Raw genomic sequence first — 25,425 nt, 5'->3', positions numbered from 1 at the left:
CGCAAAGGAAAGCGGGGATTCTAGCACCCGCGCAGCGCGGGGCATCACGGCCGGCAACCCGTTCAGGTAGCGCCAGGCCAGGCCCGGCGCTCCCGCAGGCGGAACTCAGAATTCCAGGTTGTCGATCAACCGGGTGCTGCCCAGGCGGGCGGCGATCAGCGCCACCCGGCCACCGCCGTCGAAGGTCGGCTCAGCCAGCTCAGGGGTGCGCAGCACCGCGTAGTCGACCTGGAAGCCGGCGGCCTGCAGCGCGGCTGTGGCATCAGCCTCGATCTGCGCGCGCGCCTGCCCGGCCACGTAACCTTCGCGCATGCCCAGCAGGGTGCGGTGGAGGGTGGTCGCCAGCGGGCGCTGGCTGGCGTCCAGGTACTGGTTGCGCGAGCTCTTGGCCAGGCCATCGTCGTCACGCACGATCTCGGCACCGACGATCTGGATCGGGAACGACAGCTCGGCCACCATCTGCTTGATCACGGCCAGCTGCTGGTAATCCTTGCGGCCGAACACGGCCACGTCCGGCTGCACCTGCAGGAACAGGCGCGCCACCACCGTGCAGACGCCATCGAAGTGGCCCGGGCGGCTGGCGCCCTCCAGCACTTCACTCACGCCCGGGGCGTGCATTTGCGTGGTCTTGTCCACGCCCAGCGGGTACATCGCCTCGACGCTGGGCAGCCATACGGCATCGCAGCCGACCTGCTCCAGCCCGGCCACGTCGGCCTCGGGCGTGCGCGGGTAGCGGCTGAAGTCCTCGTTCGGCCCGAACTGGGTCGGGTTGACGAAGATGCTGGCCACCACCTTGTCGGCATACTGGCGCGCCAGGCTCACCAGCGAATGGTGGCCGCCGTGCAGGTTGCCCATGGTCGGCACCAGTGCCACGCGCAGGCCCTGCTGCTTCCACTGCGCAATCTGCTCGCGCAGCGCGCCGAGCTCGTTGAAGGTCTGGATCATTGTGCGTACGCGTGCTGTTCGTCGGGGAAGCTGCCGTCGCGCACGGCGTCGGCGTAGGCGCGGGTGGCACCGGCCACCGAGCCGCCTTCGGCCAGGAAGTCCTTGACGAACTTCGGACGGCGGTGGCCGCTGTCCAGGCCGATGAAATCGTGCAGCACCAGCACCTGGCCATCGCAGTGCGGGCCGGCACCGATACCGATGGTCGGCACGTCGACGGCGGCGGTCACTTCCGCGGCCACCGGGGTCGGCATGCATTCGAGCACGATCAGCGTGGCACCCGCCGCGGCCACGGCCTTGGCGTCTTCCACCAGCTGGCGCGCGGCATCGCCACGGCCCTGGATCTTGAAGCCACCCAGGCGCAGCACCGACTGCGGGGTCAGGCCCAGGTGCGAGCAGACCGGAATCTCGCGCTCGACCAGGTAGCGCACGATGTCGACCTTGAAGCCGGCACCTTCGATCTTGACCATCTCCGCACCGGCCTGCAGCAGCTGCAGCGAAGCGTCCAGCGCGCGTTCCGGGGTGGCGTCGGCGCCGAACGGCAGGTCCGCCACCAGCAGCGCACGCTGCAGCACGCGGGATACCGCACGGGTGTGATAGACCATGTCGGCCACCGTCACCGGCAGGGTCGAATCATGACCCTGCACGACCATGCCCAGCGAATCGCCGATCAGGATCAGGTCCACGCCATTGGCGTCGAAAGTGCGGGCGAAGCCAGCGTCGTAGGCGGTCAACATGACCAGCTTCTGGCCATTGCGCTTGGCCTCGGCCAGGGCGGGAACGGTCCAGGGCTTGCTGTCTGCGTGGGTGCTCATGTGCTGATAACCGGGGGAGATAACCCGGCCATTATCACCCTATCGGCGCGATCCCGCAGGCATCGACCCGCACCACTGCATCCTGCACGCGTCCATGGCCGGGAATCACCAGCTCCGGTGCGATTTCGGCCAGCGGCACCAGCACGAAGGCGCGCTCGTGCAGGTACGGATGCGGCACCTGCAGGCCGGGCTCGTCCAGCACCTGCGCGCCGTACAGCAGCAGGTCCAGGTCCAGCGCGCGCGGGCCCCAGTGCACGGCAGGGTCGCGCACGCGTCCGAACTGCTGCTCCAGCGCCAGCATCGCCTGCAGCAGATCGCTGGCGGCCAGGGTGGTCTCGACCGCAGCCACCGCGTTGACGAACGGTGGCTGGTCTTCATTGCCCCAGGCCGGCGTGGCGTACAGGCGCGACGCCTGGCGCAGCTGCGTGCCGGGCAGCCCATCCAGCGCGGCGATGGCCGCGCGGACGGTGCTGGCCGCGTCGCCCAGGTTGGCCCCCAGGCCGATCCAGGCAAGGGTCATGGCTTACTCGGCAGCGCCGCCGCCGGCAGCACCGGTGCGACGACGACGGCGGCGACGCTTGCGCGGTGCCCCACCCTCCTCGTCGCCACCATCGGTGTGCATGGCATCCAGCGAGGATTCCAGCTCATGCCCGGACTGCGCCTGTGCCTCGCGCCAGAACGCCACGTCGGCTTCGTGCTCGGCCGAGGCGACCTGGCGCAGGGCCAGGAAATCGAAGGCGGCGCGGAAGCGCGGGTGGGTGAGCGTGCGGAACACGCGCTTGCGCTGGCGCGAGCTGAAGCGCGCCTGCAGAAGCCAGATCTCCTGCATCGGCAGCGAGAAGCGGCGCGGCAGGGCGATGGTGCTCAGCTGCTGCACGGTGACCCGGTCGGCGGCGCGACGCTGCGCTTCTTCCGGAGCCACGCCCTGCTTGAGCAGGCTGGCCTGGGCGCGGCAGTAGGCCGGCCACAGCAGCAGCGCGAACAGGAACGCCGGCGAGACGGGCTCGTCGTTGGCCACGCGTGCATCGGTATTGGCCAGGCCTTCCACCAGCATGCGGCGCAGCGCGCCGGTGCGGTTGGACTTCAGTGCCTTGCCGCTTTCCGGGAACAGCACGTCGAACAGGCCGTAGCGTTCCAGGCCTTCGAAGCTGGCCACGCCGTGCCCGGACAGGAACAGCTTGAGCACTTCCTCGAACAGGCGCGCCGGGGCGGCCTCGTTGAGCAGGTTGGCCAGGTGCGGGATCGGTGCGGCGGTGCCTTCTTCGATCTGGAAACCGAGCTTGGCGGCCAGGCGCACCGCACGCAGCATGCGCACGGGGTCTTCCTGGTAGCGCTGCACCGGATCGCCGATGAGCTTCATCAGGCGTGCCTGCACGTCCTCGAAGCCGCCGGTGTAATCACGCACCGAGAAATCCTCGATGGCGTAGTACAGGGCGTTGCAGGTGAAGTCGCGGCGGACGGCATCGTCTTCGATGGTGCCGTACACGTTGTCGCGCACGAGCATGCCGTTTTCCATTTCGCGGTCGCCGCTGCCGTCATCGCTGTTGGCGCGGAAGGTGGCGACTTCGATGATCTCGCGGCCGAAGACCACGTGGGCCAGGCGGAAACGGCGGCCGATCAGGCGGCAGTTGCGGAACAGCTGCTTGACCTGTTCGGGCGTGGCGTCGGTGGCCACGTCGAAATCCTTGGGTTGGCCATTGACCAGCAGGTCGCGCACCGCGCCACCGACAAGGTAGGCGCCGAAGCCGGCATCGCGCAGGCGGTACAGCACGCGCAAAGCATTGGGGCTGATGTCCTTGCGGGAGATCGTGTGCTGGTCGCGCGGGATGACGCGCAGGCTGAACGGTGATGGAGCAGAGGAAATGATGTTGGCGCTTCCGGTTGAAGTTTCGGGATTGCCCAATGGCATCGAGGTGCATATACTAGCGCTCCTGCCCCGGCAGCGACACACTGCTCCCTTCGTCTAGTGGTTAGGACGTGGCCCTCTCAAGGCTAAAACAGGGGTTCGAGTCCCCTAGGGAGCACCAGTCGCCGCAGCAGGAACCGAAAAAGCCCGCCTTTGTGCGGGCTTTTCTGTTTTCCGGGGTTTGATGGCTGCGGTGGGTTGGTCGCTGTGGCGCCCGCCTGTTCCTGCGTTTGAGGGGGCGGGCCACCCTGGCCTGGACACGCAAAAGCCCATCCATGGTGCTCGATGGCGCCTTGCTCGTGTGCGCAGGACAGCGCACGCGAGCAAGGCGCCATCGAGCCCCCATGGATGGGTTTACGGCGTGTCCTGGATCGGCTGGCCTGCCGCCTCCCCCACGGAGAAAGGAGGCGCTGAAACGCAGGCCGGCCGTCAGCCTTCCATCTGCTCCAGTTCCTTGCCCTTGGTCTCGCGGACGTAGCGGACCACGAAGAAGATCGAGAGGAAGGCCGCCACGGTGTAGATGCCGTACGCACCGGCCAGGCCGATGCCGGCCAGCAGCATCGGGAAGGTGACGGTGATGGCGAAGTTCGACGTCCACTGCGCCGCGCCGGCCACCGCCAGCGCCGAGCCGCGGATCTGGTTCGGGAACATCTCACCCAGCATCACCCACATCACCGGGCCCCACGACATGTTGAAGAACACCACGTAGACATTGGCGGCCACCAGCGCCAGCCGGCCCATGCCGTCGGACAGCTGCAGCCTGCCATCGACCAGGCTGCCACTGGCAAAGGCCACCACCATCAGCGCCAGCGCAACGGCCATGCCCACCGAGCCGACCCACAGCAGCGGCTTGCGGCCGATGCGGTCGATCAGCAGCACCGTCACCAGGCAGGCACCGATGCTGAGCGCGCCGGACAGCACGTTGATCAGCAGCGCATCGTTCTCCGAGAAGCCCACTGCCTGCCACAGCACCGCGCCGTAGTAGAACACCACGTTGATGCCCACCAGCTGCTGCAGCACCGCCAGGCCGATACCCACCCAGACGATGCTGCGCAGGCGGCCGGTGGCCTTGTCCTTCAGGTCGGCGAAGCTCGGCCGGTGCTGGTCCTGGGCCAGGCTGCCCTCGATCTCGCTGCGCTTGGTCCGCGCCTCGCCCGCACCGTACAGCTTCACCAGCACCGCCTCGGCCTGCGCCTGGCGCCCCTTGGCCACCAGGAAGCGCGGGCTTTCCGGGATGGCCAGCAGCAGCACCAGGAACAGCAGCGACGGAATCGCCTGCATCCAGAACATCCAGCGCCACGCCTCCTGCCCCAGCCACAGCACCTCGGTGGAAGCACCGGCGGCGCGCGCCAGCAGGAAATTGCTGAGGAACGCCGCGAACAGGCCGCTGATGATGGCCATCTGCTGCACCGTCGCCAGCTTGCCGCGGTAGCGCGCCGAGGCCACTTCGGCGATGTAGGCCGGCGACATCACGCTGGCCGCGCCCACCGCGAAGCCGCCGACCATGCGCGCGGCCACGAACAGCCACGAGGCATGCGCCGCGCCCGCGCCCAGCGCCGACAGCAGGAACAGCACCGCCGAAATGATCAGCACGCTGCGCCGGCCCAGCAGGTCGCCCAGCCGCCCGGCCACGAATGCACCGATCGCGCAGCCCAGCAGCATCGACGCCACCTCGAAGCCCAGCGCGGCCTCGCTGGAATTGAACGCCTGGCGCAGGCCGTCGACTGTACCGTTGATCACGCCGCTGTCGAAGCCGAACAGGAAGCCCCCCAGGGTGGCCACGCAACTGATCAGGACGATGAAGGCGGTGTTTTCGCCGCGCGTGCCGGCGTTTGCAGGAATCGCTGTGGACATTGGGTCTTCCGCGAAAGGGGTGGGCCGGCCGCTCAGCGCAGCAGGTACTGGTTCAGCAGGTTCTCATAGGCTTCCTGCCGGCCGCTACGCTGGCGCGGTTCGCCGGCCTGCTGGGCATGCGCGCAGAGGTCGTCCAGGCTGAGCTGGCCGGCGGCAAAGGCCTGGCCCGGGCCATGGTCGAAGCTGGCATAGCGCTCGCGCCGCCACGTCTCCAGCGGCGAGGCCTGCAGCAGCGCATGGGCCACTTCCAGGCCGCGGGCGAAGGCATCCATGCCGCCGATATGGGCCAGGAACAGGTCCTGCGGGTCGCTCGACTCGCGGCGCACCTTGGCATCGAAGTTCAGGCCGCCATGGCCCAGCCCGCCCTGCCGCAGCACCACCAGCATGGCGCCGGTGGCGTCGTACAGGTCGGTCGGGAACTGGTCGGTATCCCAGCCGTTCTGCGGGTTGCCGCGGTTGGCGTCGATGCTGCCCAGCAGGCCGGCATCGGCAGCCACCTGCAGGTCGTGTGCGAAGGTATGCCCGGACAGGGTGGCGTGGTTGGCCTCGATGTTCAGCTTGAAATCGGCGTCCAGGCCGTGCTCGCGCAGGAAGCCGACCACGGTGGCGCTGTCGAAGTCGTACTGGTGGTGCATCGGCTCCATCGGCTTGGGCTCGATCAGGAAGGTGCCCTGGAAGCCGATGCTGCGGCCATGGTCGCGGGCCGCGGCAAGGAACCGCGCCAGATGCGCCTGTTCGCGCTTCATGTCGGTGTTGAGCAGGCAGGCATAGCCTTCGCGACCGCCCCAGAACACGTAGTTGCTGCCACCCAATGCCACGGTGGCCTCCAGCGCCGCACGCACCTGCACCGCCGCGCGCGCGACCACGGCGAAGTCCGGGTTGGTGGCCGCACCATTCATGTAGCGCGGGTGCGAGAACAGGTTGGCCGTGCCCCACAGCAGCTGCATGCCGGTCTGCTGCTGGCGCTGGCCGGCCAGCTCGACCATGTGCGCGAGGTTGGCGCGGTATTCGCCGATGTCGTCCGCATCCGGCGCCAGGTCCACGTCATGGAAGCACCAGTACGGCACGCCCAGCTTGGTGAAGAACTCGAACGCGGCGTCGCAGCGCGCTTCGGCGCGGGCCAGCGCGGTAGCGCCGTGGTCCCACGGGTAGGCCCGGGTGCCCGGCCCGAAGGGGTCCTGGCCGGCGCCGCAGAAACTGTGCCAGTAGGCCACGGCAAAGCGCAGGTGCTCGGCCATGCTGCACCCGCCGATCTGCTTCTGTGCGTCGTAGACCTTGAAGGCCAGGGGATTGTCGGAATCGCGGCCCTCGAAGGGGATGCGGCCGATGCCGGGGAAGTACTCACGCTGACCAACATGGAACGGGGTTGCCATGGACGATGCTTCCTTCTTCGGGATCAGGGCAGGCGCTGCTGGAACAGCGGCGTCAACGCCTGCAGGTGGTGGACGAAACGCTGGTAGCCGGCCTCGTAGGCGGCGGCGCGCGTGGGATCGGGCCGGGCGGCAAGGGCGGCGTCGAACTGCAGGTGCTCATCAACCAGATCGGCCAGCGCCCGGCCCTGCCCTTCGCACAGCCACAGCGCCTGCAGCGCGGCACCGAAGGCTGCACCTTCGGCCTGCACCGGCACGACCACCGGCAGCTGGAACAGGTCGGCAATCAGCTGTCGCCACGCTGAGCTGTTGGCGCCGCCGCCGGTCAGCACCAGGCGTTGCCCATGCAGGCCACCTTCGACCAGCGCGTCATGGCCCAGCCGCAGGCTGTAGCTGGCGCCCTCCATCGCGGCGCGGTAGAGGTTGGCCGGGGTCAGGTTGTGCAGGTCCAGCCCATGCAGGGCGCCGCGCGCCAGTGGCAGGTCGGGGCTGCGCTCGCCATTGAAGAACGGCAGCATCACCAGCCCATCGGCACCGGGCGTGCTCTGTGCCAGCAGGTCTTCGCACTGCGCGGGCGACTGGCCCAGCAGCGCGGCGACCTGGCCGGTGGCGATCGTGCAGTTCATCGTGCAGATCAACGGCAGCCAGCCGCCGTCGGAAGCGCAGAACGCGGCCCAGCGCCCTTGCGCATCGACGCAGGGCGTGGCGCTCCAGGCGAACAACGTGCCGGAGGTGCCCAGGCTCATGCTCAGCCGCCCCTCGCGCACCGCACCAGTGCCGATCGCCGCCATCATGTTGTCGCCGCCACCGACTGCCACGCGGATGCCGGGCGGCAGCCCCAGCAGTGCGGCGATCGCCGGCAGCAGCGTGTAGCCCTGCTCCGGGCCGACCAGCGGCGGCAGCAGCGCCGCCAGATCACGGCGCTCATCCGTGGCGGCCAGCATTGCCGGTGACCAGTCGCGCCGGCGCACATCCAGCCAGCCCGTGCCGGAGGCGTCACCGGCCTCCATGAAGCGCTGTCCGGTCAGCCACAGGTTCAGGTAGTCGTGCGGCAGGGCGATGCCGTCCAGGGCCGCATCCACCTCGGGCCGGTGCTGGCGGGTCCAGCGCAGTTTGGATGCGGTGTAGCCCACCCGCAGGTCGTTGCCCGCCTCGGCAATGCACGCTGCCGCCCCGCCCAGGGTGGCGGTGATGTCCTCGCATTCGGCGCTGGTGCTGGTGTCGCACCAGAGCTTGACCGGGCCCAGCGCGCGGTTGTCGCGCCCCAACGGCACGAAGCCGTGCTGCTGGCCGGACACCGCCAGCCCTCGCACCTGCGCGCGCACCGGCCCGGGCAGGGCCTGGATCGCCTCCACCAGCGCCTTTACCCAATCGGCGGCGTTCTGCTCGCGGCCACCGTCGGCTGTCGCCGACAGCTCCAGCGGCCGGGCCTGCTGCGCCAGCACCGCGCGTGCCGCCGCGTCGTAGGCGATCACTTTCACGCTCTGCGTGCCGGCGTCGATGCCCAGATACACGCTCATGCTCTGCCCATCCCTGCGATCCGCACCGCTTCACCGCCCGTTGTCCACCGATGGACAACGAGTCTGCCGGGGGCTTCCCCGGCTTGGCAATGTGCAGTGCCGCAAAGTGCCGCTGCGCGGTGGCCGCACACCCTCGCCACCTGTCCAGAATCGCCACTGCGCACGGTGCCGGTTGGTCCAACGGCAGCGCGCGCGTTCAACCTGTTCTAGAATTGTCCGCTTGAAGACGGATCTGCCTCCCCCCTTATGCCCTTTGTCGTCACCGAAAACTGCATCAAGTGCAAACACACCGATTGCGTGGAAGTGTGCCCCGTGGACTGCTTCCACGAAGGCCCGAACTTCCTGGTGATCGACCCGGACGAGTGCATCGACTGCACCCTCTGTGAGCCGGAGTGCCCGGTCAACGCGATCTTCCCGGAGGACGATGTCCCGGCCGGCCAGGAAGTGTTCGTGGGCCTCAATGCCGAGCTCGCCAAGGAGTGGCCGGTGCTGACCGTGCGCAAGGATCCGCCCGCCGATGCCGGCGAGTGGGACGGCAAGCCGGACAAGCTGCCGCTGCTGGAGCGCTGAGAAGCGCCTGTTGCGGCAACGAAAAAGGGCGCCCTGGGCGCCCTTTTTTGTGGGTGGCGCCAACCAAGGTTGGCGTCTACCAGAGCGAAGGGTAGCGCCGGGCAATGCCCGGCGGAACCTCGACCGCGCTTACTGCGCCAGCTTCGCCTTCAGTGCGGCAATCAGCTTCACCGGGGCTTCGGCGGTGGCCGGCAGGCCACGCGGGTCGACCGCGGAGATGTAGGCACCGGCATCGACGGCGACCACGCGGACCAGGAAGTTGCTGCCTTCATAGGCCACGTCATACGAACCCAGCAGCTGCGCGCGGCTGGCGATGGTCAGGCCCTCCACGCCTTCCAGCGCGGTGCCGACCTTGCCGAAGGCCTCTTCCTTGCTGCCCGGGATGGTGAAACCGCTGTTGCCAGCGGCCGGGGCGGCGGCGGCCGGAGCGGCCGGCTTGGTGGCCGAGCTCAGCGCCGGCACCTGGTTGCCACCGGCACCGGCCGGGACGTTCAGATCCGGCGGCACTTCCAGCGGGCGCATTTCGGGCGCCAGGGCGTAATCACCCTTGGCGCCACGCTTGAAGCAACCGGTGGTGCCGGCAGCGACGGCGATGGCAAGCAGGGCGTAGGACAGCACGCGGACAGTGGAAACGGATTGACGCATGTGGATCTCCTGGATCAGGCCACGACAACAGGTCAGTGGCTGGAAAGGGCTTCAAGGGCGGCGATGTCACCGGCGAGATGGTCGGCCGCGGGCTGGTGTGCGGCCGAAAGCGGCAGCAGCGGCAGGCGCAGGTCATGGCCGATGCCGATGCGGCGCAGCAGCGCCTTGACCGGGATCGGGTTGGGTTCGACGCCGCAGAAATCATGGAACGGCTGCAGGCGCGCATCCCAGGATTCAGTGGCGTCATGTTCGTGGGCGGCAGCCAGCGCGCACATGCGACGGTAGGCACCGGGCAGCACGTTGGAACCGACCGAGATCAGCCCGGCCATGCCGGCCTGGATCGAGCGGGCGGCGGTGCCGTCATCGCCACTGAGCACGGCGAACTCCGGACCCGCCAGGGCCAGCAGGGCCTGCACGCGCCCCATGTCGCCCACCGCTTCCTTGATGGCGACGATGTTCGGGTGGCTGGCGAGCTCGGACACGGTCTCCGGCAGCATGTCGCAGCCGGTGCGGCCGGGCACGTTGTACAGCACCACCGGCAGGCCGCCCTGGTCGGCCACGGCGCGGTAATGCGCGATCAGGCCGGCCTGGGTGGGCCGCACGTACGGCGGGGTCACCACCAGGGCGTGGGTGGCGCCGAGCGCGGCGGCGCGGCGGGTCTGTTCAATGGTCTTGGCGGTACCGGACAGGCCGGTGCCGGCCAGGACCGGGACGCGGCCGGCGATGCGCTCGACGGCGCTGGCCAGCAGCTGGTCGTACTCCGCATCGGACAGGGTGGCTGCTTCGCCGGTCGAGCCGGCAACGACGACGCCCTGGACGCCGCCCTCCAGCTGCAGGTGCAGCAGGCGCTGCCAACCGTCGGGGTCGAGGGAGCCGTCGGCCCGGAACGGGGTCGCCAGCGCGGTGATGAGGCCGGAAAGGGACAAGGACGTGCTGCTCTTGGCTGGGGAGGGAAAACGCCCGCCACGACAGGCCGGGGGCACCTGAATGTTACTTGCGGCGCGAAAGCACGGGCAAGTATGCTGGACACCGGTGGATTCCCGCCCCCGGCGGGCATTCAGACTCACCCATGCATTACCCGGAATCGCCTTGACCGACACCACCCCGCGCCCCGCGCCGAGCGAAAACCACCTCCTGATCAACGCCTACACGACGCATCCGGAGTCCCCCCTGCTGTCCGTCACCCGCCGCATTGCCGACAGTGGCTGCAATCTGGTGGACGCTCGGCTGGCCACGGTCGGCCGCGATGTCTCGGTCACCGCCCTGGCCACCGGCTCCTGGGATTCGGTGGCCAAGCTGGAAGCGATGCTGACCCGGCTCGAGCGCGAGGAAGGCCTGAAGCTGGTCTGGTACCGCACCGAGGCCAAGCAGGCGCAGTCCAACCTGCTGCCGTACATCGTCGAAGTGATCGCCGCCGACAAGCCGGGCATCCTGTTCCAGCTGGCCGATTTCTTCGACCGCCAGGGCATCACCATCGAGAGCCTGCAGAGCACGCGTTACCGCGCCATGCAGACCGGTGCTGAAATGTTCAGCGCGCAGGTCACCATCGGCGTGCCGGCCAACATGCACATCGCCGCGCTGCGCGACGATTTCCTCGAATTCTGCGACCACCTGAACCTGGACGCGATCATGGACCCGATGAAATTCTGATCGGACGTGCGGATTTTCGCGCGCCTCTCACGGGCGCGTGGCGTTTCATGCAATTGTCGTAGAAACAACCCAGGCTCGACAGAAGGACCTCATGAACAACGGCGATACCCTGGACAGCACCACCCTTTCCCTCCCGCTGGCACTGTCCGGCGGTGACCAGACCACCCTCGGCGATTACGCAGGCCAGTGGCTGGTGCTGTACTTCTACCCCAAGGACAGCACCCCCGGCTGCACCACCGAAGGCATCGACTTCAACGCGCTGCTGCCGGAACTCAAGAAGGCCGGCGCGGTCGTGCTCGGCGTCTCCCGCGACTCGGTGAAGTCGCACGACAACTTCTGCGCCAAGCAGGGCTTCAACTTCCCGCTGGTCAGCGATGCCGACGAAGCGCTGTGCACCGCCTTCGACGTCATCAAGATGAAGAACATGTACGGCAAGCAGGTACGTGGCATCGAACGCAGCACCTTCCTGATTTCTCCCGACAGCCAACTCGTGCAGTCCTGGCGCAAGGTCAAGGTCGCCGGCCATGCCGACGCCGTGCTTGCCGAACTGAAGGCCGCCCAATCCAAGTGAGTTCCAACGCCCACTGTGTCCGCCACCACCCTGCCCTGCAGCAGGTCGTGGTGGTTTTTCCCTGTCCGTAACCAGGAAATGACGATGACCCGAGGCAAGCGCATCTACGTGCTGGATACCAACGTGCTGATGCACGATCCCACCGCGCTGTTCAAGTTCGAGGAACATGACGTCTACCTGCCCATGCAGGTGATCGAGGAGCTGGACAACGGCAAGAAGGGCACCTCCGAAGCGAGCCGCAACGCCCGCCAGGTGAGCCGCTTCCTCAATGAGCTGGTGCAGGAATCGGGCCTGGACAACCTGGCCGACGGCATTCCGCTGGAGCGCCCGAACGGCCTGCAGCTGCGCGGCAAGCAGAGCGCCGGCAAGCTGCGCTTCCAGACCAGCCATTTCGATGCGGGCAAGAGCTTCGGCAAGGTCATCCCGGACAACGCCATCCTTGGCGCGATCCTGGCGCTGAAGGAAGAAACCCCCGACCTGCCGGTGGTGTTCGTTTCCAAGGACATCAACCTGCGGATCAAGGCCGCCATCGCCGGCATCGTGTCCGAGGACTACGAAAACGACCGCGCGCTGGACGATTTCAGCCTGCTCTACACCGGCGCCACCGAGCTGCCGGAAGACTTCTGGAAGCGCCACGGCGAGGACCTGCGCAGCTGGAGCGACAAGGGCCGCACGCATTACGAGATCCTCGCGCAGGATGGCGAGGAGTGGTACCCGAACCAGTACGTCTACCTGCCCGGCGAAGACGAGGTCGAACTGCGCGTGAGCCGCGTGGTCGGCGATGGCAAGGTGGTGCTGTCGCTGGTCGATGATTTCCGCCACGGCAGCCACGCCGTGTGGGGTATCAGCGCGCGCAACCGCGAGCAGAACTTCGCGCTCAACGCACTGATGGACCCGGAGATCGACTTCGTCACCCTGCTCGGCACCGCCGGCACCGGCAAGACCCTGCTGGCGCTGGCCGCCGGCTTGGCGCAGACGATGGACCAGCAGCGTTACCGCGAGATCATCATGACCCGCGCCACGGTCAGCGTGGGCGAGGACATCGGCTTCCTGCCGGGTACCGAAGAAGAAAAGATGACGCCGTGGATGGGCGCGCTGACCGACAACCTGGAAGTGCTCACCCACAACCAGGAAGGCGGCACCTGGGGCCGCCAGGCCACCAACGACCTGCTGGCCAGCCGCATCAAGATCCGCTCGATGAACTTCATGCGCGGGCGCACCTTCCTGTCGCGCTACCTGATCCTGGATGAAGCGCAGAACCTCACCCCGAAGCAGATGAAGACGTTGATCACCCGTGCCGGCCCCGGCACCAAGATCGTCTGCCTGGGCAACGTCGAGCAGATCGACACCCCGTACCTGACCGAAACCACCTCTGGCCTGACCTACGCGGTGGACCGCTTCAAGAACTGGCCGCATAGTGCGCACATCACCCTGCGCCGCGGCGAACGTTCGCGCCTGGCCGATTACGCTTCGGAGGTGTTGTGAAACGTTGCACCCGCCTGCTGCTGCCCACGGCTGCGATCACCCTCGCAGCCGCACTGGCCGCCTGCACCACCACGCGCGGCCCGGCCAGCGTGCCGACCGCCGAGCGTACCGGCCAATCGTGGGTGGTGACCCGCCCCGCCATCGCCGCGCAGGTGCTGGACACCTGCTCGCGCACCAGCCCCGGCCGCGAGGCCGGGCGGGTAAGCGGCTACTGGGCACCCAGCCGGCAGCAGGTGGACCAGATGGAAGCCAAGCTGTCCTCGCTGGAAGCCCAGGTGCCGCACGTACTGGATTTCGACCGCCAGTACGTGGGCATCGAAAGCGGCGGCCAGCAGCTGATCTACATCAACGCTTTCCACCTGCCTGAAGGCGCCGGCAGCAACCCCGCCCGCGAAGCGATCCGCGTCTGCGATGGCGGCCGGCAGTTCTGGGGTGCGGTGTTCGATCCGGCCACCGGCACCTTCAGCGACCTGCAGTTCAACGGCGGCAAAGTGCCGTCGCCCTGAGGCGGCGGCATGGGAATACGCCTGCCCACCTGGGTCTGGATCGGCGCGGTGGCGCTGTCCAGCGTGGCCGGCATGGTCAACGTGGTGGGCTTCCTGGGCTTCGAGCACCAGGCGGTGAGCCACATGACCGGCAGCACGAGCCAGCTGGGCATGGCCATCGCCCAGGGTGACTGGCGCGCGGTCGGCCACCTGTGGGGCCTGCTGATCGCGTTCTCGCTGGGCGCGATGCTCAGCGGCCTGCTGATCCAGGACAACACGCTGCAGCTGGGCCGGCGCTACGGCGTGGCCCTGGCGATCGAATCGGCGCTGCTGCTGGTGGCCATTCCGCTGTTCGAACAGCAGCAGATCTGGGGTGCGCTGGCCGCTGCCATGGCGTGCGGCCTGCAGAACGCGATGGCCACCACCTTCAGCGGCGCCGTGGTGCGCACCACCCATCTGAGCGGCATGTTCACCGATCTCGGCATCGGCCTGGGCCACCTGCTGCGCGGCCTGCCGCTGCAGGTCCGCCGGCTGACCCTGAGCGGGCTGATCATCAGCGGCTTCCTCGGCGGCGGCATTCTCGGTGCCTGGTTGTTCATGCATTTCCGCTACGACGCCCTGCTCGCCCCCGCCCTGCTGACCGGGCTGACCGGTATCGTCTATGTGCTCTACCAGCAGTGGGCGCGCTGGCGGCATTGAACCGGGGGCATCCGCGCATGGCGTGGATCTACTTTCACAGGCGGGACCACGGCACAATCGAGGCATGAGCCCGACCACTCCCGCTTCTGCCCTCACCATCGCCGGTTCCGATTCCGGCGGCGGCGCCGGCATCCAGGCCGACCTGAAGGCCTTCGCCGCGCATCGCGTACACGGCCTGTCCGCCATCGCTGCACTGACTGCACAGAACACCCGCGGCGTGACGGCCGTGCACGTGCCGCCGGTCGCCTTCCTGCGCGCGCAGCTGGATGCCTGCTTCGATGATTTCGACATCCACGCGGTGAAGCTCGGCATGCTGGCCAATGCGGAGGTGATCCACACCGTCGCCGACGTGCTTGAACAACGCCGCCCTGCACACGTGGTGCTCGATCCGGTGATGGTCGCCACCAGTGGCGCGCGCCTGCTGGAAGACAGCGCGCTGCAGGCCATGCGCGAACGCCTGATACCGCTGGCCACGCTGATCACGCCCAACACCCCCGAAGCCGAACTGCTGGTCGGCCGCAGCATCAGCAACGCCGACCAGGCCGAGCAGGCTGCCGCCGCCCTGCTGGACATGGGTGCCGGCGCCGTCCTGCTGAAGGGGGGCCACCTGCACGAAGGCAACCGGGTGATCGACCGCTACTTTGACGGCGTCAGCAGCGAGGAATTCATCCACGCACGGCTGCCGCTGGATGCACACGGCACCGGCTGCACGCTGGCCTCGGCCATCGCCGCACAGCTGTGCAACGGGCTCAGCCTGGCCAACGCCTGCGAAGCCGGCATCGACTACGTGGCACGCGGCCTGCAGCAGGGGTACGCACCCGGCCGCAGCGAGGTGCTCGTGCTGGACCACTTCGGCGCGGCACCGCACGCATGAGCGATACGCCGCGCACGATCGCCGTGGACAGCGGCGATGGCCACCGTTACGAAATCATCGCCTGCGTGCCGCCACGGCCACTGGCCCGCCTGCTGTGGCTGCCGGCACTGGGCGTGGCCGCACGCCACTACGTGCCGCTGGCGCAGGCACTGGCAGCGCGTGGGATCGCTGTCTACCTGCATGAGTGGCGCGGCAACGGCAGCAGTTCCCTGCGCCCTTCGCGCACGGCGGACTGGGGTTACCGCGAGATCCTCGAACAGGACCTGCCGGCCAGCCAGGCCGTGCTGGGCCGCGAAGACGAAGCAGAGGCTGCGCTCCCGTGGATCATCGGCGGGCACAGCCTGGGCGGGCAGCTGGCCTGCCTGCATGCGGGCCGCACTGCGGATCGATTCCAGCGCTTGTGGCTGGCGGCCAGCGGCACGCCGTTCTGGCGCGTGTTCCCGCCGCCGCGCGGCTGGCTGCTGCCGCTGTTCTACCGCTTCCTGCCGTGGATCGCGCGCCGGCAAGGGGTACTGCACGGCCGCCGCCTCGGCTTTGGCGGCACCGAGGCACGCGGGCTGATCGCCGACTGGGCGCGCGTGGGCCTGAACAACCATTACGCCGCCGTCGGCATGCACGAAGACCTCGATGCGCAGTTGACGCGCATCCATGGCAGCGCGCAGGCGGTACTGATGGCCGATGACTGGTTCGCGCCCCTCGGGTCGATGCAGGCGCTGCTGGCGAAGCTGCCGAATGTGGCCTCACGCGTGCGCGTGCTTTCCGCGCAGGAACTGGGTACGCGTGCGGATCACTTCGCCTGGATGAAGGCGCCGGATGCCGTGGCTGAGCACTTTTTCATTCAGTTGAATGAAAATTTTCACAAAAGCGTTGACGGCAGCCGCCGACATCCGCATAATTCCGCTCCTGTCGCAGGGCGCCCGTAGCTCAGTTGGATAGAGTACCTGGCTACGAACCAGGCGGTCGGGAGTTCGAATCTCTCCGGGCGCACCACTCGACAGGCTTCCAGCATCCGCCGCTGGAAGATGCAGTAAAATGTAGTAACAAAATTGATTGTGTACCGCGCGCCCGTAGCTCAGTTGGATAGAGTACCTGGCTACGAACCAGGCGGTCGGGAGTTCGAATCTCTCCGGGCGCACCACACACGATCAACACAACAAGTTTATGTAATTGGCGCCCGTAGCTCAGTTGGATAGAGTACCTGGCTACGAACCAGGCGGTCGGGAGTTCGAATCTCTCCGGGCGCACCATTACACCGAAACAGCAGGCTCCGGCCTGCTGTTTTTTTTTGTGTTTTCGGCAGGGCTGCGCCCTGCACCTGCAGAGGCAACGTCAACTTCAAAAGCCGAAGCGGCATTCCGTGGGATGGCGGGGCACTGTGGGTGTGCGGGGACGCCGTAAAGCCATCCATGGGGGCTTGGTCGCCGCATCCATGCGGCTCACACGCCGCAAACCCACAGTGCCCCGCCTTCGACAGATCCCCTCGGCTGTTGGAACCTGCTGGTGGTGGGTGCCGACCGTTGGTCGGCACATCTGTCAGATATCGAATGAATCATCCACGCATGGCGTGGCTCTACTGTGTCGACCAAGGTCGACACCTACCAGATCCAACCCCGTGCCGACCAACGGTCGGCACCCACCACCATCAACAGCAGGCTCCAACAGATCGCGGAAGTCTGTCGAAGGCGGGGTGGGGCCGGTTGAGGGGGCGTGAGCCGCATGGATGCGGCGACCGAGCCTACATGGACGTATTTACGGCGTCCCCCTCAACCGGACCCACCCCGCCATCCCACGGATAACCAGCTGTTGCTGTTGCTTCGGCTTCGGCAGGTGCAGGGCTGCAAGCCCTGCAAACAAGACCCTCATCCACGCATGGCGTGGATCTACCCCACCGCCTGCCACCACTGCGCCAGCAGCTCCGGCCTGCGCAACCGCTCGCGCCACCAGCGCAATGCCGCACCATCCTCACCCGTGCGCCACGCCAGCCAGAATGTCTCCTCCGGCTTGGGTTCCTCCACCTCGCGGATCACCAGCTGGCCGCGCGCTACCGCCGCGCGTGCACACGGCCCGGGCAGGAAACCGAAGCCCACGCCCTGGCACTGCAGCTTCAACTTGCTGGCCATGTCCGGCACCGTCAGCATTTCCTGGCCCATCAACAAGCCCACCGTCCGCGGCAGCAAGCGGCGCGCGGAATCGGACACCGCGATCGCGCAATGCTCGGCCAGCTGCTCGCGGCCCAGCACGCCCGGCACCTGCGCCAACGGATGATCCGGCGCTACCGCAAACACGAAATCGACGCTGCCCAGCGGTTCCACGACATAGCCACCACCACTGGGGCCTTCGCCCGCGGCACCCACCAGCAGGTCGGCACGGCGATCCAGCAGCGCTTCCCAGGTACCTGACAGCGCTTCACCGAACAGCCGCAGGCGCGTCGGCGCTTCAATCCCACGAAACGCAGCGATGTCCGGCCCAAGCAGCCAGGTCGGGAACATCGAATCCACCGCCAGGGTCAGCTCAGCCTCCCAGCCGGAGGCCACCCGGCGCACCCGCAGCTCCAGTTCGCGGGCGGCACGCAGCAGGTGGCGGCCCTCGTCCAGCAGGGCGCGGCCGGCCTCGGTCGGCTCCGCACGGGGGCCGACCCGATCGAACAGCTGCACGCCCAGGTCCTCCTCCAGCTTGGCCACGGTGTAAGAGATGGTCGAGGGCACCTTGTGCAGGGCCTTGCCGGCGCCGGCAAACGAGCCGCGGCGGTCGATGGCGTCCAGGATCTGCAGGGCGTCGAGGCTGAGCTTGAGCATTCGAAATTTTCGATGATGGCTGTCAAAACTATCCGTTTTTCAAACCCGGGGTGCAAGCGGATACTTCTCTCCAACGGGGAAACACAGCGGCCACCGGCCCACCCCGCCCCATCGAAACCATCGAACAAGGAGAAATCATCATGCTGCAGATCCGCAAGAGCGCTACCCGTGGCCTGGCCGAGCATGGCTGGCTGTCTTCCCGCCACACCTTCTCCTTCGCCGGCTACTACGATCCGCGCTACGTCAGCTTCGGCCCGCTGCGCGTCATCAACGAAGACAAGGTCATCGGCGGCCAGGGCTTCGGCACCCACAGCCACAGCAACATGGAAATCATTTCCTACGTGCTGGGCGGTGCGCTGGAGCACAAGGACTCGATGGGCACCGGCTCGGTGCTGCGCTACGGCGACGTGCAGGTGATGAGTGCCGGCAGCGGTGTCAGCCACAGCGAGTTCAACCACTCGGCCACTGATCCGGTGCACTTCCTGCAGATCTGGGTCTTCCCGGCCAGCGAGAACATCGAGCCGTCGTACCGCGAGACCCACTTCGCGCCGGAGACCAAGCGCGGCCAGCTGCGCCTGATCGCCTCGCCCGATGGCGCCGACGGTTCGCTGCGCATCCAGCAGGACGCCCGCATCTACGCCACCATCCTCGATGGCAGCCAGAAGCTGCACCACGCACTGGGCAACGGCCGTGGCGCCTATGTGCAGGTCGCCCGTGGCCAGCTGCAGGTCAACGGCATCACCCTCGACGCCGGTGATGCGCTGCAGGTCAGCGACGAGGCCCAGCTGACCCTGGAGAACGGCAACGACGCTGAAGTGCTGGTGTTCGACCTGCCGCTGTAAGCACCAGGCAGTACCCTGCCGCGAGGCCCGCGATACCCATCGGTATCGCGGGCCTTTGCGTGTGCGACGGGCGACGCTGCATTCGTATTCGCACTGGAATGACACAAATGGCACTTGCCCGGCCGATCTGAAAACGTTTTCATGGCCGGGATCCTCCGGAGCCTTCCCTGCGCATGACGCCTTCTTCCCCGCGTGCCCAGCAGCACGCCACCCGCGCCGCCTTCTTCATTCCCGGCTTTGCCACCGCCGCCTGGGCGCCGATGGTGCCCTATGCCAAGGCCAAGGCCGGCCTGTCCGATGCCAGCCTGGGCGCGGTGCTGCTCTGCCTGGGCCTGGGCTCGCTGCTGGCGATGCCCTTGGCCGGCGCGTTGAGTGGACGCCTGGGGTGCCGTCGCCTGATGGTCATCACCACGGCGTTGATCCTGCTGGCCCTGCCACTGCTGGCGCTCGCGCCATCGCCGCTGGCACTGGGTGCGGCCCTGTTCCTGTTCGGTGCCGGCGTTGGCGCGATGGACTGCACGATGAACATGCAGGCCGTCGCGGTCGAACGCGATGCCGGTCGCGCGATGATGTCCGGCTTCCACGCGTTCTACAGCATCGGCGGCTTCGTCGGTGCCGGCTGCATGACCGGCCTGCTGTTGCTGGGCACGCCGCTGTGGATGGCGGCCCTGCTGTCGGTGGCAGCCATGCTCGTGGTGGCATTGCTGTCGGCACCGCACTGGCGCCCGCAGCGCATCGCCCATGACGGACCGATGCTGGCCGTTCCGCATGGCGTGGTGCTGTTCATCAGCGTGCTGGCCTTCATCGTGTTCCTCGCCGAAGGCTCGATGCTGGACTGGAGCGCGGTGTTCCTGGCCGAAGTGCGGCAGGTGCCGCGCGACCAGGCCGGCGCCGGCTTCGCGGTGTTCACCCTGGCGATGACCGCGATGCGCCTGTTCGGCGACGGCATCGTCGAGCGCCTGGGCCGTACGCGCACGATCGTGCTGGGGGGCATCACCGCAGCCACGGGCTTCGCCCTGGCCACGCTGGTGCCTTCCTTCGCGGTGGCGCTGGCGGGCTACGTGATGGTCGGCCTGGGCTGCGCCAACATCGTACCGGCGCTGTTCTCGATGGCCGGCCAGCAGCGTGCGATGCCTGAGAGCATTGCGATCACGGCCGTGACCACGCTGGGCTATGCGGGCATCCTCGCCGGCCCGGCAGCGATCGGCGGGCTGGCCCACCTCACCACCCTGGGCTTCGCCTTCCTGTGCGTGGCAGCGCTGCTGCTGGGCGTGGCCGCCTCCGCCCGGGCGCTGGCACGCCGCCTGCCGTAAGGAAGAACGTCAGCTGCGGGTGGGCGCAGCGGCAGCGGTATCGCGCACCAGCCACTCGGCCTGCGCCGGCAGCTGCGGCGCCGGGCAGGTTGCGCGGGGATGGTGTTCGTCCTGGGCCATCCAGTCATCGACCACGCCGGCCAGCAGGTCCAGCCGCAGCGGCAGGGTGATGTGGTCTTCGCCGCGCATCTCGATGTAGTGCGCGCGCGGATTGGCCAGGGCGAGCTCGCGACCCTGGCTGACCGGGATGTGCTGGTCGCCCTGCCCGTGCAGCAGCAGCACGCAGGCGCGGGTATCGGCCAGCGCGCGGGCGACGTCCACCTGGTCCAGGTCGACGTCGATGCGGCGGCTGGCCGCGGCGATCACCTGGTTGATGTCCTGGCCGCCATAACGCCAGCGAGCGTAGGACGCCACTGCCTGCGCCTTCAACCCCTCCGGCTGCAAGGCCATCAGGTGCGGGATCATCGTGCGGATCGCCACGCCGGCATTGGCGAACGACTCCATCGCCACCACGCCGGCCACCTGGTCGCCCAGCTTGTCTGCAGTGAACACCGCCGTCGCGGCGCCGTAGGACACGCCGAACAGGTACAGCGGCCCGGCGACCTCACCACGCGCACGCAGCTCGCCGATGACATCGACCACGTCATCCGATTCGTAGGTGCCGTAGCCCGACGGGCCGCGCCCGGACTGCCCGTGGTTGCGCAGGTCCAGGGTGACCACGCGGTAGCCCGACTCGGCCAGCTGCAACGACCACGGCAGCATCGAATCACCATTCATCATCCAGCCGTGCAGCAGCACCACGGTGCCGCGCGGCGCCTGCGCATGGAACGGCTGCGGCACCGACAGGCTCAGCCCGGTATCCAACGGCTGGCCGTTTTCATGGCGCTGCGGCAGGTAGTGGTAGCGGGCGCCGTAATCGCCCGGGTCGAAGACGCGCCAGAAGATCGGCACGTTGTCGCGCCCCGGCAGGAAGCCATGGCGGTTGGGCAGCTCGGCGATGGCCGCGGCGATGCGCGGCTGGTCCAGCAGGGTGGACACGCCACCGGGCGCGACCAGCTGGTCGCTGAGCGAGGTGGACGAGGCGGTGATCGAGGATGAGCATGCAGCCAGCCACAGGCCGGCGCACGCCAGCAACAGCAGCAGCGGGCGCTTCATGGGCAATCAGGGAAAAGGTGCGACAGCGTGGCAGGTTAGCGGGCGCGGCCGGGCGCATCTATCGCAGCTCGATGACGGGTTGATGACAAGCCGGGATCGATTCAGCTTCGTGCGATGTCGCATATGGACAAAGCATTGATCCGGATCAATGAACGCGCCTGCGCGTTTGCCGACAGTGCGCCCATGCGTACCTCGTTCAAGCTCCTCCTTGTCCTGGCCGCCGCCACCGGTGCGGCCTGGGGCATTGCCCGCAGCACGCCGTACTGGTTTGCGCCGCGCCAGCACGCCGTGGTCGACATCCACGATCCCGCGTTGATCGCCCGCGGCCAATACCTGTCGCGCGCGGCCGACTGCGCCGCCTGCCACACGGCCCCCGGCGGCAAAGCCTTTGCCGGCGGGCTGGGCATGCAGACGCCGATGGGCACGATCTATTCCACCAACATCACCCCGGACGCGGATACCGGCATCGGTCGCTACGACTATGCGGATTTCGAGCGCGCGGTCCGCCGCGGCGTCCGCCACGACGGCCAGCCGCTGTACCCGGCCATGCCCTACGCCTCCTACGTGATCGCCAGCGATGACGAGGTCCAGGCGCTGTACGCGTACTTCATGGGCGCGGTGCAGCCGGTGCGCCAGCACAACGCCGACAGCACGATCCCCTGGCCGGCCAACATGCGCTGGCCCCTGGCATGGTGGCAACTGCTGTTTGCCCGCCCCCGCAGCTTCGTTGCCGATCCTTCGCTGGATGCCGGCCAGCAGCGCGGCGCCGAACTGGTGGAGGGCCTGGCCCACTGTGGCGCCTGCCATACCCCGCGCGGGCTGGCCTTCCAGGAAACCGCCATGGCTGATGACGAAAGCCGCCGCTTCCTCTCCGGTTCGGTACTGGAAGGCTGGTATGCGAAGAACCTGCGCAACGAAGCCACCGGCCTGGCCAGCTGGAGCCAGGACGAGATCGTCGAGTTCCTGCGTACCGGCCGCACCGATCGCTCCGCCGCGTTCGGCGGCATGGCCGACGTGGTGGAACACAGCACCCAGTACCTGACCGACGCCGACCTGCTGGCCATGGCCCGTTACCTGAAGCAGTTGCCGCCGCGCGCCGGCCGCAGCACGCAGTGGATTGCCGGCCCCGACACGACCACCACCGCGCTGCGCGACGGCGATTACCGCGTGGAGGGTTCGCTGGCCTATGCCGAGCACTGCCAGGCCTGCCACCGTGCCGATGGCCGTGGCATGCCGCGCATCTACCCTGCCCTGGCCGGCAACTCCATCGTCTTCGCCGATGACCCGAGTTCGCTGGTGCAGGTCACCCTGGCCGGTGGCCGCACGCCGCACACGCCGCACGACCGGATGGCCTTCTCGATGCCCGGCTTCGAGCATCTGCCCAACGCCCAGCTGGCGCAGATCCTGACCTTCATCCGCAGCAGCTGGGGCAACCAGGCCAGCGCGGTGAGCGAAGCCGACATCGCGCGCATGCGCAGGGTGGTGCGCGACAAACCGGTGCATGTGGTTCCGCAGGAGGTGGCACCATGAGGCCCTCACGCAAGCGCAGAAGCGCGGCCATCGTCATTGCCATCGGCGCACTGGTGGTGGCCGCAGCCGCCGCACTGCTGTACGCGTACCGCCATCCGTCGCTGGATGCCACTCCCGCCACGTTGGACATCCTCGACGCACAGGGCGCGCGGGTCGGCGCGTACCACATGCCCAGCGCCGAAGAGATCGCCAGCCTCGGCAATGGCGATGCAGTGATGTACGGCCGCCGCCTGCTCAACGAGACCGCACGCCTGCTGCCGGACAACGTGGGCAATGACCTGAACTGCAACTCCTGCCACATGGCCGAGGGCAAGCGGCCTTTCGGCAACCACTACCTCAACACCGGCGGCGGCAGCTACCCGCGCTACATGACCCGTCCCGGCAAGGAGATCGGCCTGGTCGAACGCATCAACGGCTGCCTGCAGCGATCGATGAACGGCAAGCCGCTGGCCCGCGACGCACCGCCAATGCGCGCGATGCTGGAATACATGGCCTGGCTGAGCCGCCCCGTACCCGACGGCGCGCGCGTGGCGGCGCCAAGCGAAGGGCCGATCGACTCCTCGCTGGTGCCCGACCGCGTGCGCGGCCAGGCCCTGTATGCAGCGCAGTGCGCCGCCTGCCACGGCGGCAACGGCGAGGGCCGCCGCGATGGCAGCGGCGATATCGCCTTCCCGCCGCTGTGGGGCGAGCGCAGCTTCAACATCGGCGCGGGCATGGCACGGCTGTACAAGGCGGCCAGCTTCGTCAAGCACAACATGCCGCCGGCAGCGGGCCGCGAACCACCGCTGGGCCAGCAGGTGATGCCCGACCAGGACGCGGTGGACATCGCCGACTACTTCATCCACCAGCCGCGGCCGGATTTCGCCGGCAAGGGCAAGGACTGGCCGCGCGACCCCAAGCCCAAGGATGCGCGCTACTGACCCGTCAGCGCTTGACCAGCTCGACGCGTCGATTGCGTGCCTTGCCCTCTTCGCTGCCATTGTCGGCCACCGGTTTGTCCGCACCGAAACCGGCTGCCTGCAGGCGCTCGGCCGCAATGCCCTTGCCGGCCAGCGCCGCCACCACCGATGCCGCCCGGGCTTCGGACAGGCTGCGGTTGTGGGCCGCCGCACCGCTGTTGTCGGTGTGGCCTTCAATGGACAGTTTCAGCGAGGGATCGGCACGCAGCAGCTCCAGCACCTGCGCCAGCTGGGGTTCGGACGTGGGCAGGATGTCCGCCTTGTCGGTGGCGAAGTTGACCTGGATGGCGACCCGGCCAGCGCTGTCCAACTGCTTCTTCAGTGCATCGGCCGGCAGCAGCGCAGCGGTCTGGGTGAAGCCCTTGCGTTCGACCACCACCCAGCCGGCGCTGAGATATTCCAGCCGCGCATGGACCCAGAGCTGGCGACCATCGGCCAGGTCAACCTGGTAGACCACGGTGTCGTAGTCCTGCCAGCTGAAGCCGGCGGCATGGCTGTAGGCCGCCTTGACCGCCTGCGGCACACCGTCGGCCGCCTCGCGCGGGATGCGGCCTTCGAACACCTTGTGGCCACCGGCCTGCGCCATCATCGCCTCAAGGTTGCGCCGCACTTCGTGCATCGAATACGCGTGCTCGCCCTTGTCGAAATCCTGCGCCCAGGTGCGTCCTTCCACCTGTTCGAAGCGCTCGCCGTTCCAGAACGGGAAGGCGTCGAAGTCGCGCTTCTGCGGCGCATTGCGGTCGCTGTAGCCGGCCGGCAGTGCCAGGTGCGGGAAGCTGCCGGACCACTGCGCGGTGGCCTTGAACGGCACCGCATCCAGCACCACCAGCCCGGCCCCGTTGCTGTCCACTGCCAGCTGCACCCAGACCGTGCGATCGGCCTGGCGCACCACGTACACCGTGGTCGCCGCGTCCTGGTCCATGTTCACCGCATCGATGAAGCCACCACCGATTTCGTCTTCCAGCTGCGGGCCGTAGTAGATGTCACGCAGCAGCTTGCCTTCGAACACCTTGTGCCCACCGGCCGCCGCCAGCACGCCGTCGAAGTTGCGCTGCACTTCCAGCGCAGAGAAGGTCTTGTCCGCGGCAGCACTGGTGTCTGCCACGATGCGCGCCGACCAGCTGGGGCCTTCCTCCCAGTGCACCCCATCACCGATGCGGAACGGGAAGCGCGCCCATGCACGCTTGCTGGCGCTGTTCTGCGGCGCATAGCCCTGCGGCAGGCTGAAGAACGGCAGTTCCCCCAGGGCCACGCTGCTGCTCGACAATGCGGTGGTGTCGAAGGCCAGCACCGGCACGGGCTTGCCATCGCGGTCGGTGAGGCCCGGCACGACGTCCGCAGCCGGTACAGCGCTGGCGGCGGCAGGAGGGGCCGCGGGTGCGTCTGCAGGCGCCGTCGCCGCATCCGGCGCCGGTACGGGTGTCCGTTCGCAGCCTGCCAGTACC

Annotated in this window: 24 protein-coding genes and 4 tRNA genes; 16 read left to right on the top strand and 12 right to left on the bottom strand. The window is 68.0% G+C overall.

All coding sequences use genetic code 11. The annotated features are described in order from the left end of the window. Positions 1-105: 105 nt before the first annotated feature. Genes panC through pcnB form a run of 4 tightly spaced genes read right to left on the bottom strand, consistent with a single transcriptional unit; the run spans position 106 to position 3,660 of the window. The gene (panC, locus tag C1927_RS08740; RefSeq protein WP_108746469.1) at positions 106-945 is read right to left on the bottom strand and encodes a pantoate--beta-alanine ligase; all 840 of its coding nucleotides are present in this window, start codon (positions 943-945) and stop codon (positions 106-108) included. After that, positions 942-1,757, bottom strand: coding sequence for a 3-methyl-2-oxobutanoate hydroxymethyltransferase (gene panB, locus C1927_RS08735; protein ID WP_079221487.1), 816 nt, complete (start codon positions 1,755-1,757; stop codon positions 942-944). Before panB ends, panC begins: the two co-directional genes overlap by 4 nt. 34 nt (positions 1,758-1,791) lie before the next feature. Continuing rightward, entirely contained in the window at positions 1,792-2,277 is a 486-nt protein-coding gene (folK, locus tag C1927_RS08730; RefSeq protein ID WP_108746468.1) for a 2-amino-4-hydroxy-6-hydroxymethyldihydropteridine diphosphokinase, read from the bottom strand. A gap of 3 nt (positions 2,278-2,280) precedes the next feature. Next, on the bottom strand, positions 2,281-3,660 hold the full coding sequence (gene pcnB, locus C1927_RS08725) for a polynucleotide adenylyltransferase PcnB (protein WP_108746467.1): 1,380 nt from the start codon (positions 3,658-3,660) through the stop codon (positions 2,281-2,283). Positions 3,661-3,709: 49 nt separating this feature from the next. Between pcnB and C1927_RS08720 the strand changes: the two genes are divergently transcribed. Continuing rightward, a tRNA-Glu gene (locus tag C1927_RS08720) sits at positions 3,710-3,784 on the top strand. Positions 3,785-4,092: 308 nt separating this feature from the next. On the opposite strand, the gene C1927_RS08715 is transcribed toward C1927_RS08720, so the two are convergent. The 3 genes from C1927_RS08715 to xylB are packed head-to-tail and all read right to left on the bottom strand — an operon-like array spanning position 4,093 to position 8,407. Then, complete coding sequence (locus tag C1927_RS08715) at positions 4,093-5,517, bottom strand: sugar porter family MFS transporter (RefSeq protein ID WP_108746466.1); 1,425 nt, start codon at positions 5,515-5,517, stop codon at positions 4,093-4,095. A 32-nt stretch (positions 5,518-5,549) separates the two neighbouring features. Continuing rightward, complete coding sequence (xylA, locus tag C1927_RS08710; protein WP_108746465.1) at positions 5,550-6,890, bottom strand: xylose isomerase; 1,341 nt, start codon at positions 6,888-6,890, stop codon at positions 5,550-5,552. 23 nt (positions 6,891-6,913) lie between these two features. Beyond that, positions 6,914-8,407, bottom strand: a complete 1,494-nt coding sequence (gene xylB / locus C1927_RS08705; protein WP_108746464.1) for a xylulokinase — start codon at positions 8,405-8,407, stop codon at positions 6,914-6,916. Positions 8,408-8,653: 246 nt separating this feature from the next. On the opposite strand from xylB, the gene fdxA reads away from it, so the two are divergent. Further along, positions 8,654-8,977 carry a ferredoxin FdxA gene (fdxA, locus tag C1927_RS08700; RefSeq protein ID WP_079221482.1) on the top strand — a complete coding sequence of 108 codons (324 nt, stop codon included), beginning with the start codon at positions 8,654-8,656 and terminating at the stop codon, positions 8,975-8,977. A gap of 129 nt (positions 8,978-9,106) precedes the next feature. On the opposite strand, the gene C1927_RS08695 is transcribed toward fdxA, so the two are convergent. Together C1927_RS08695 and dapA are read right to left on the bottom strand one after the other, a co-directional pair. Then, positions 9,107-9,622 (bottom strand): hypothetical protein, encoded by a 516-nt coding sequence (locus C1927_RS08695; protein ID WP_079221481.1) that lies wholly within the window; start codon positions 9,620-9,622, stop codon positions 9,107-9,109. 32 nt (positions 9,623-9,654) lie between these two features. Next, positions 9,655-10,548 (bottom strand): 4-hydroxy-tetrahydrodipicolinate synthase, encoded by an 894-nt coding sequence (gene dapA, locus C1927_RS08690; RefSeq protein ID WP_108746463.1) that lies wholly within the window; start codon positions 10,546-10,548, stop codon positions 9,655-9,657. A gap of 163 nt (positions 10,549-10,711) precedes the next feature. Here dapA and C1927_RS08685 point away from each other — a divergent pair, with 163 nt between their 5' ends. The 10 genes from C1927_RS08685 (at position 10,712) to C1927_RS08640 (ending at position 16,633) form a co-directional block, all read left to right on the top strand. Further along, the gene (locus C1927_RS08685) at positions 10,712-11,272 is read left to right on the top strand and encodes a glycine cleavage system protein R (RefSeq protein WP_108746462.1); all 561 of its coding nucleotides are present in this window, start codon (positions 10,712-10,714) and stop codon (positions 11,270-11,272) included. A gap of 91 nt (positions 11,273-11,363) precedes the next feature. Further along, on the top strand, positions 11,364-11,843 hold the full coding sequence (locus tag C1927_RS08680; protein WP_108746461.1) for a peroxiredoxin: 480 nt from the start codon (positions 11,364-11,366) through the stop codon (positions 11,841-11,843). A gap of 84 nt (positions 11,844-11,927) precedes the next feature. Continuing rightward, positions 11,928-13,328, top strand: a complete 1,401-nt coding sequence (locus tag C1927_RS08675) for a PhoH family protein (protein WP_079221478.1) — start codon at positions 11,928-11,930, stop codon at positions 13,326-13,328. Next, the gene (locus C1927_RS08670; protein WP_108746460.1) at positions 13,325-13,834 is read left to right on the top strand and encodes a hypothetical protein; all 510 of its coding nucleotides are present in this window, start codon (positions 13,325-13,327) and stop codon (positions 13,832-13,834) included. Before C1927_RS08675 ends, C1927_RS08670 begins: the two co-directional genes overlap by 4 nt. 9 nt (positions 13,835-13,843) lie before the next feature. Further along, positions 13,844-14,512, top strand: coding sequence for a YoaK family protein (locus C1927_RS08665; RefSeq protein WP_079221476.1), 669 nt, complete (start codon positions 13,844-13,846; stop codon positions 14,510-14,512). 64 nt (positions 14,513-14,576) lie between these two features. Beyond that, positions 14,577-15,386 (top strand): bifunctional hydroxymethylpyrimidine kinase/phosphomethylpyrimidine kinase, encoded by an 810-nt coding sequence (gene thiD, locus C1927_RS08660; protein ID WP_108746459.1) that lies wholly within the window; start codon positions 14,577-14,579, stop codon positions 15,384-15,386. Next, positions 15,383-16,309 carry an alpha/beta fold hydrolase gene (locus C1927_RS08655; protein WP_108746458.1) on the top strand — a complete coding sequence of 309 codons (927 nt, stop codon included), beginning with the start codon at positions 15,383-15,385 and terminating at the stop codon, positions 16,307-16,309. The genes thiD and C1927_RS08655 overlap by 4 nt, the downstream gene beginning before the upstream one ends. Further along, positions 16,300-16,376: transfer RNA gene (locus C1927_RS08650), tRNA-Arg, on the top strand. The genes C1927_RS08655 and C1927_RS08650 overlap by 10 nt, the downstream gene beginning before the upstream one ends. A gap of 71 nt (positions 16,377-16,447) precedes the next feature. After that, positions 16,448-16,524 (top strand) — tRNA-Arg (locus tag C1927_RS08645). A 32-nt stretch (positions 16,525-16,556) separates the two neighbouring features. After that, positions 16,557-16,633, top strand: a tRNA-Arg gene (locus tag C1927_RS08640). Between the two features lie 633 nt (positions 16,634-17,266). On the opposite strand, the gene C1927_RS08630 is transcribed toward C1927_RS08640, so the two are convergent. Further along, on the bottom strand, positions 17,267-18,181 hold the full coding sequence (locus C1927_RS08630) for a LysR family transcriptional regulator (RefSeq protein WP_108746457.1): 915 nt from the start codon (positions 18,179-18,181) through the stop codon (positions 17,267-17,269). Between the two features lie 140 nt (positions 18,182-18,321). On the opposite strand from C1927_RS08630, the gene C1927_RS08625 reads away from it, so the two are divergent. Beyond that, entirely contained in the window at positions 18,322-19,023 is a 702-nt protein-coding gene (locus C1927_RS08625; RefSeq protein WP_108746456.1) for a pirin family protein, read from the top strand. 173 nt (positions 19,024-19,196) lie between these two features. After that, entirely contained in the window at positions 19,197-20,336 is a 1,140-nt protein-coding gene (locus C1927_RS08620; protein WP_108746455.1) for an MFS transporter, read from the top strand. A 9-nt stretch (positions 20,337-20,345) separates the two neighbouring features. Here C1927_RS08620 and C1927_RS08615 read toward each other — a convergent pair whose 3' ends face one another. Next, positions 20,346-21,491, bottom strand: a complete 1,146-nt coding sequence (locus C1927_RS08615; protein WP_108746454.1) for an alpha/beta fold hydrolase — start codon at positions 21,489-21,491, stop codon at positions 20,346-20,348. A 183-nt stretch (positions 21,492-21,674) separates the two neighbouring features. Here C1927_RS08615 and C1927_RS08610 point away from each other — a divergent pair, with 183 nt between their 5' ends. Together C1927_RS08610 and C1927_RS08605 are read left to right on the top strand one after the other, a co-directional pair. After that, positions 21,675-23,021, top strand: a complete 1,347-nt coding sequence (locus tag C1927_RS08610) for a cytochrome c (RefSeq protein ID WP_108747802.1) — start codon at positions 21,675-21,677, stop codon at positions 23,019-23,021. Next, complete coding sequence (locus C1927_RS08605; RefSeq protein ID WP_108746453.1) at positions 23,018-23,941, top strand: c-type cytochrome; 924 nt, start codon at positions 23,018-23,020, stop codon at positions 23,939-23,941. The genes C1927_RS08610 and C1927_RS08605 overlap by 4 nt, the downstream gene beginning before the upstream one ends. A gap of 4 nt (positions 23,942-23,945) precedes the next feature. On the opposite strand, the gene C1927_RS08600 is transcribed toward C1927_RS08605, so the two are convergent. Then, positions 23,946-25,310, bottom strand: a complete 1,365-nt coding sequence (locus tag C1927_RS08600) for an OmpA family protein (protein WP_254051561.1) — start codon at positions 25,308-25,310, stop codon at positions 23,946-23,948. Positions 25,311-25,425: the final 115 nt, after the last annotated feature.

The sequence above is a fragment of the Stenotrophomonas sp. ZAC14D1_NAIMI4_1 genome (genome assembly GCF_003086775.1).
Lineage (GTDB): Bacteria > Pseudomonadota > Gammaproteobacteria > Xanthomonadales > Xanthomonadaceae > Stenotrophomonas.
This window is presented reverse-complemented; position numbering and strand designations above follow the sequence as displayed.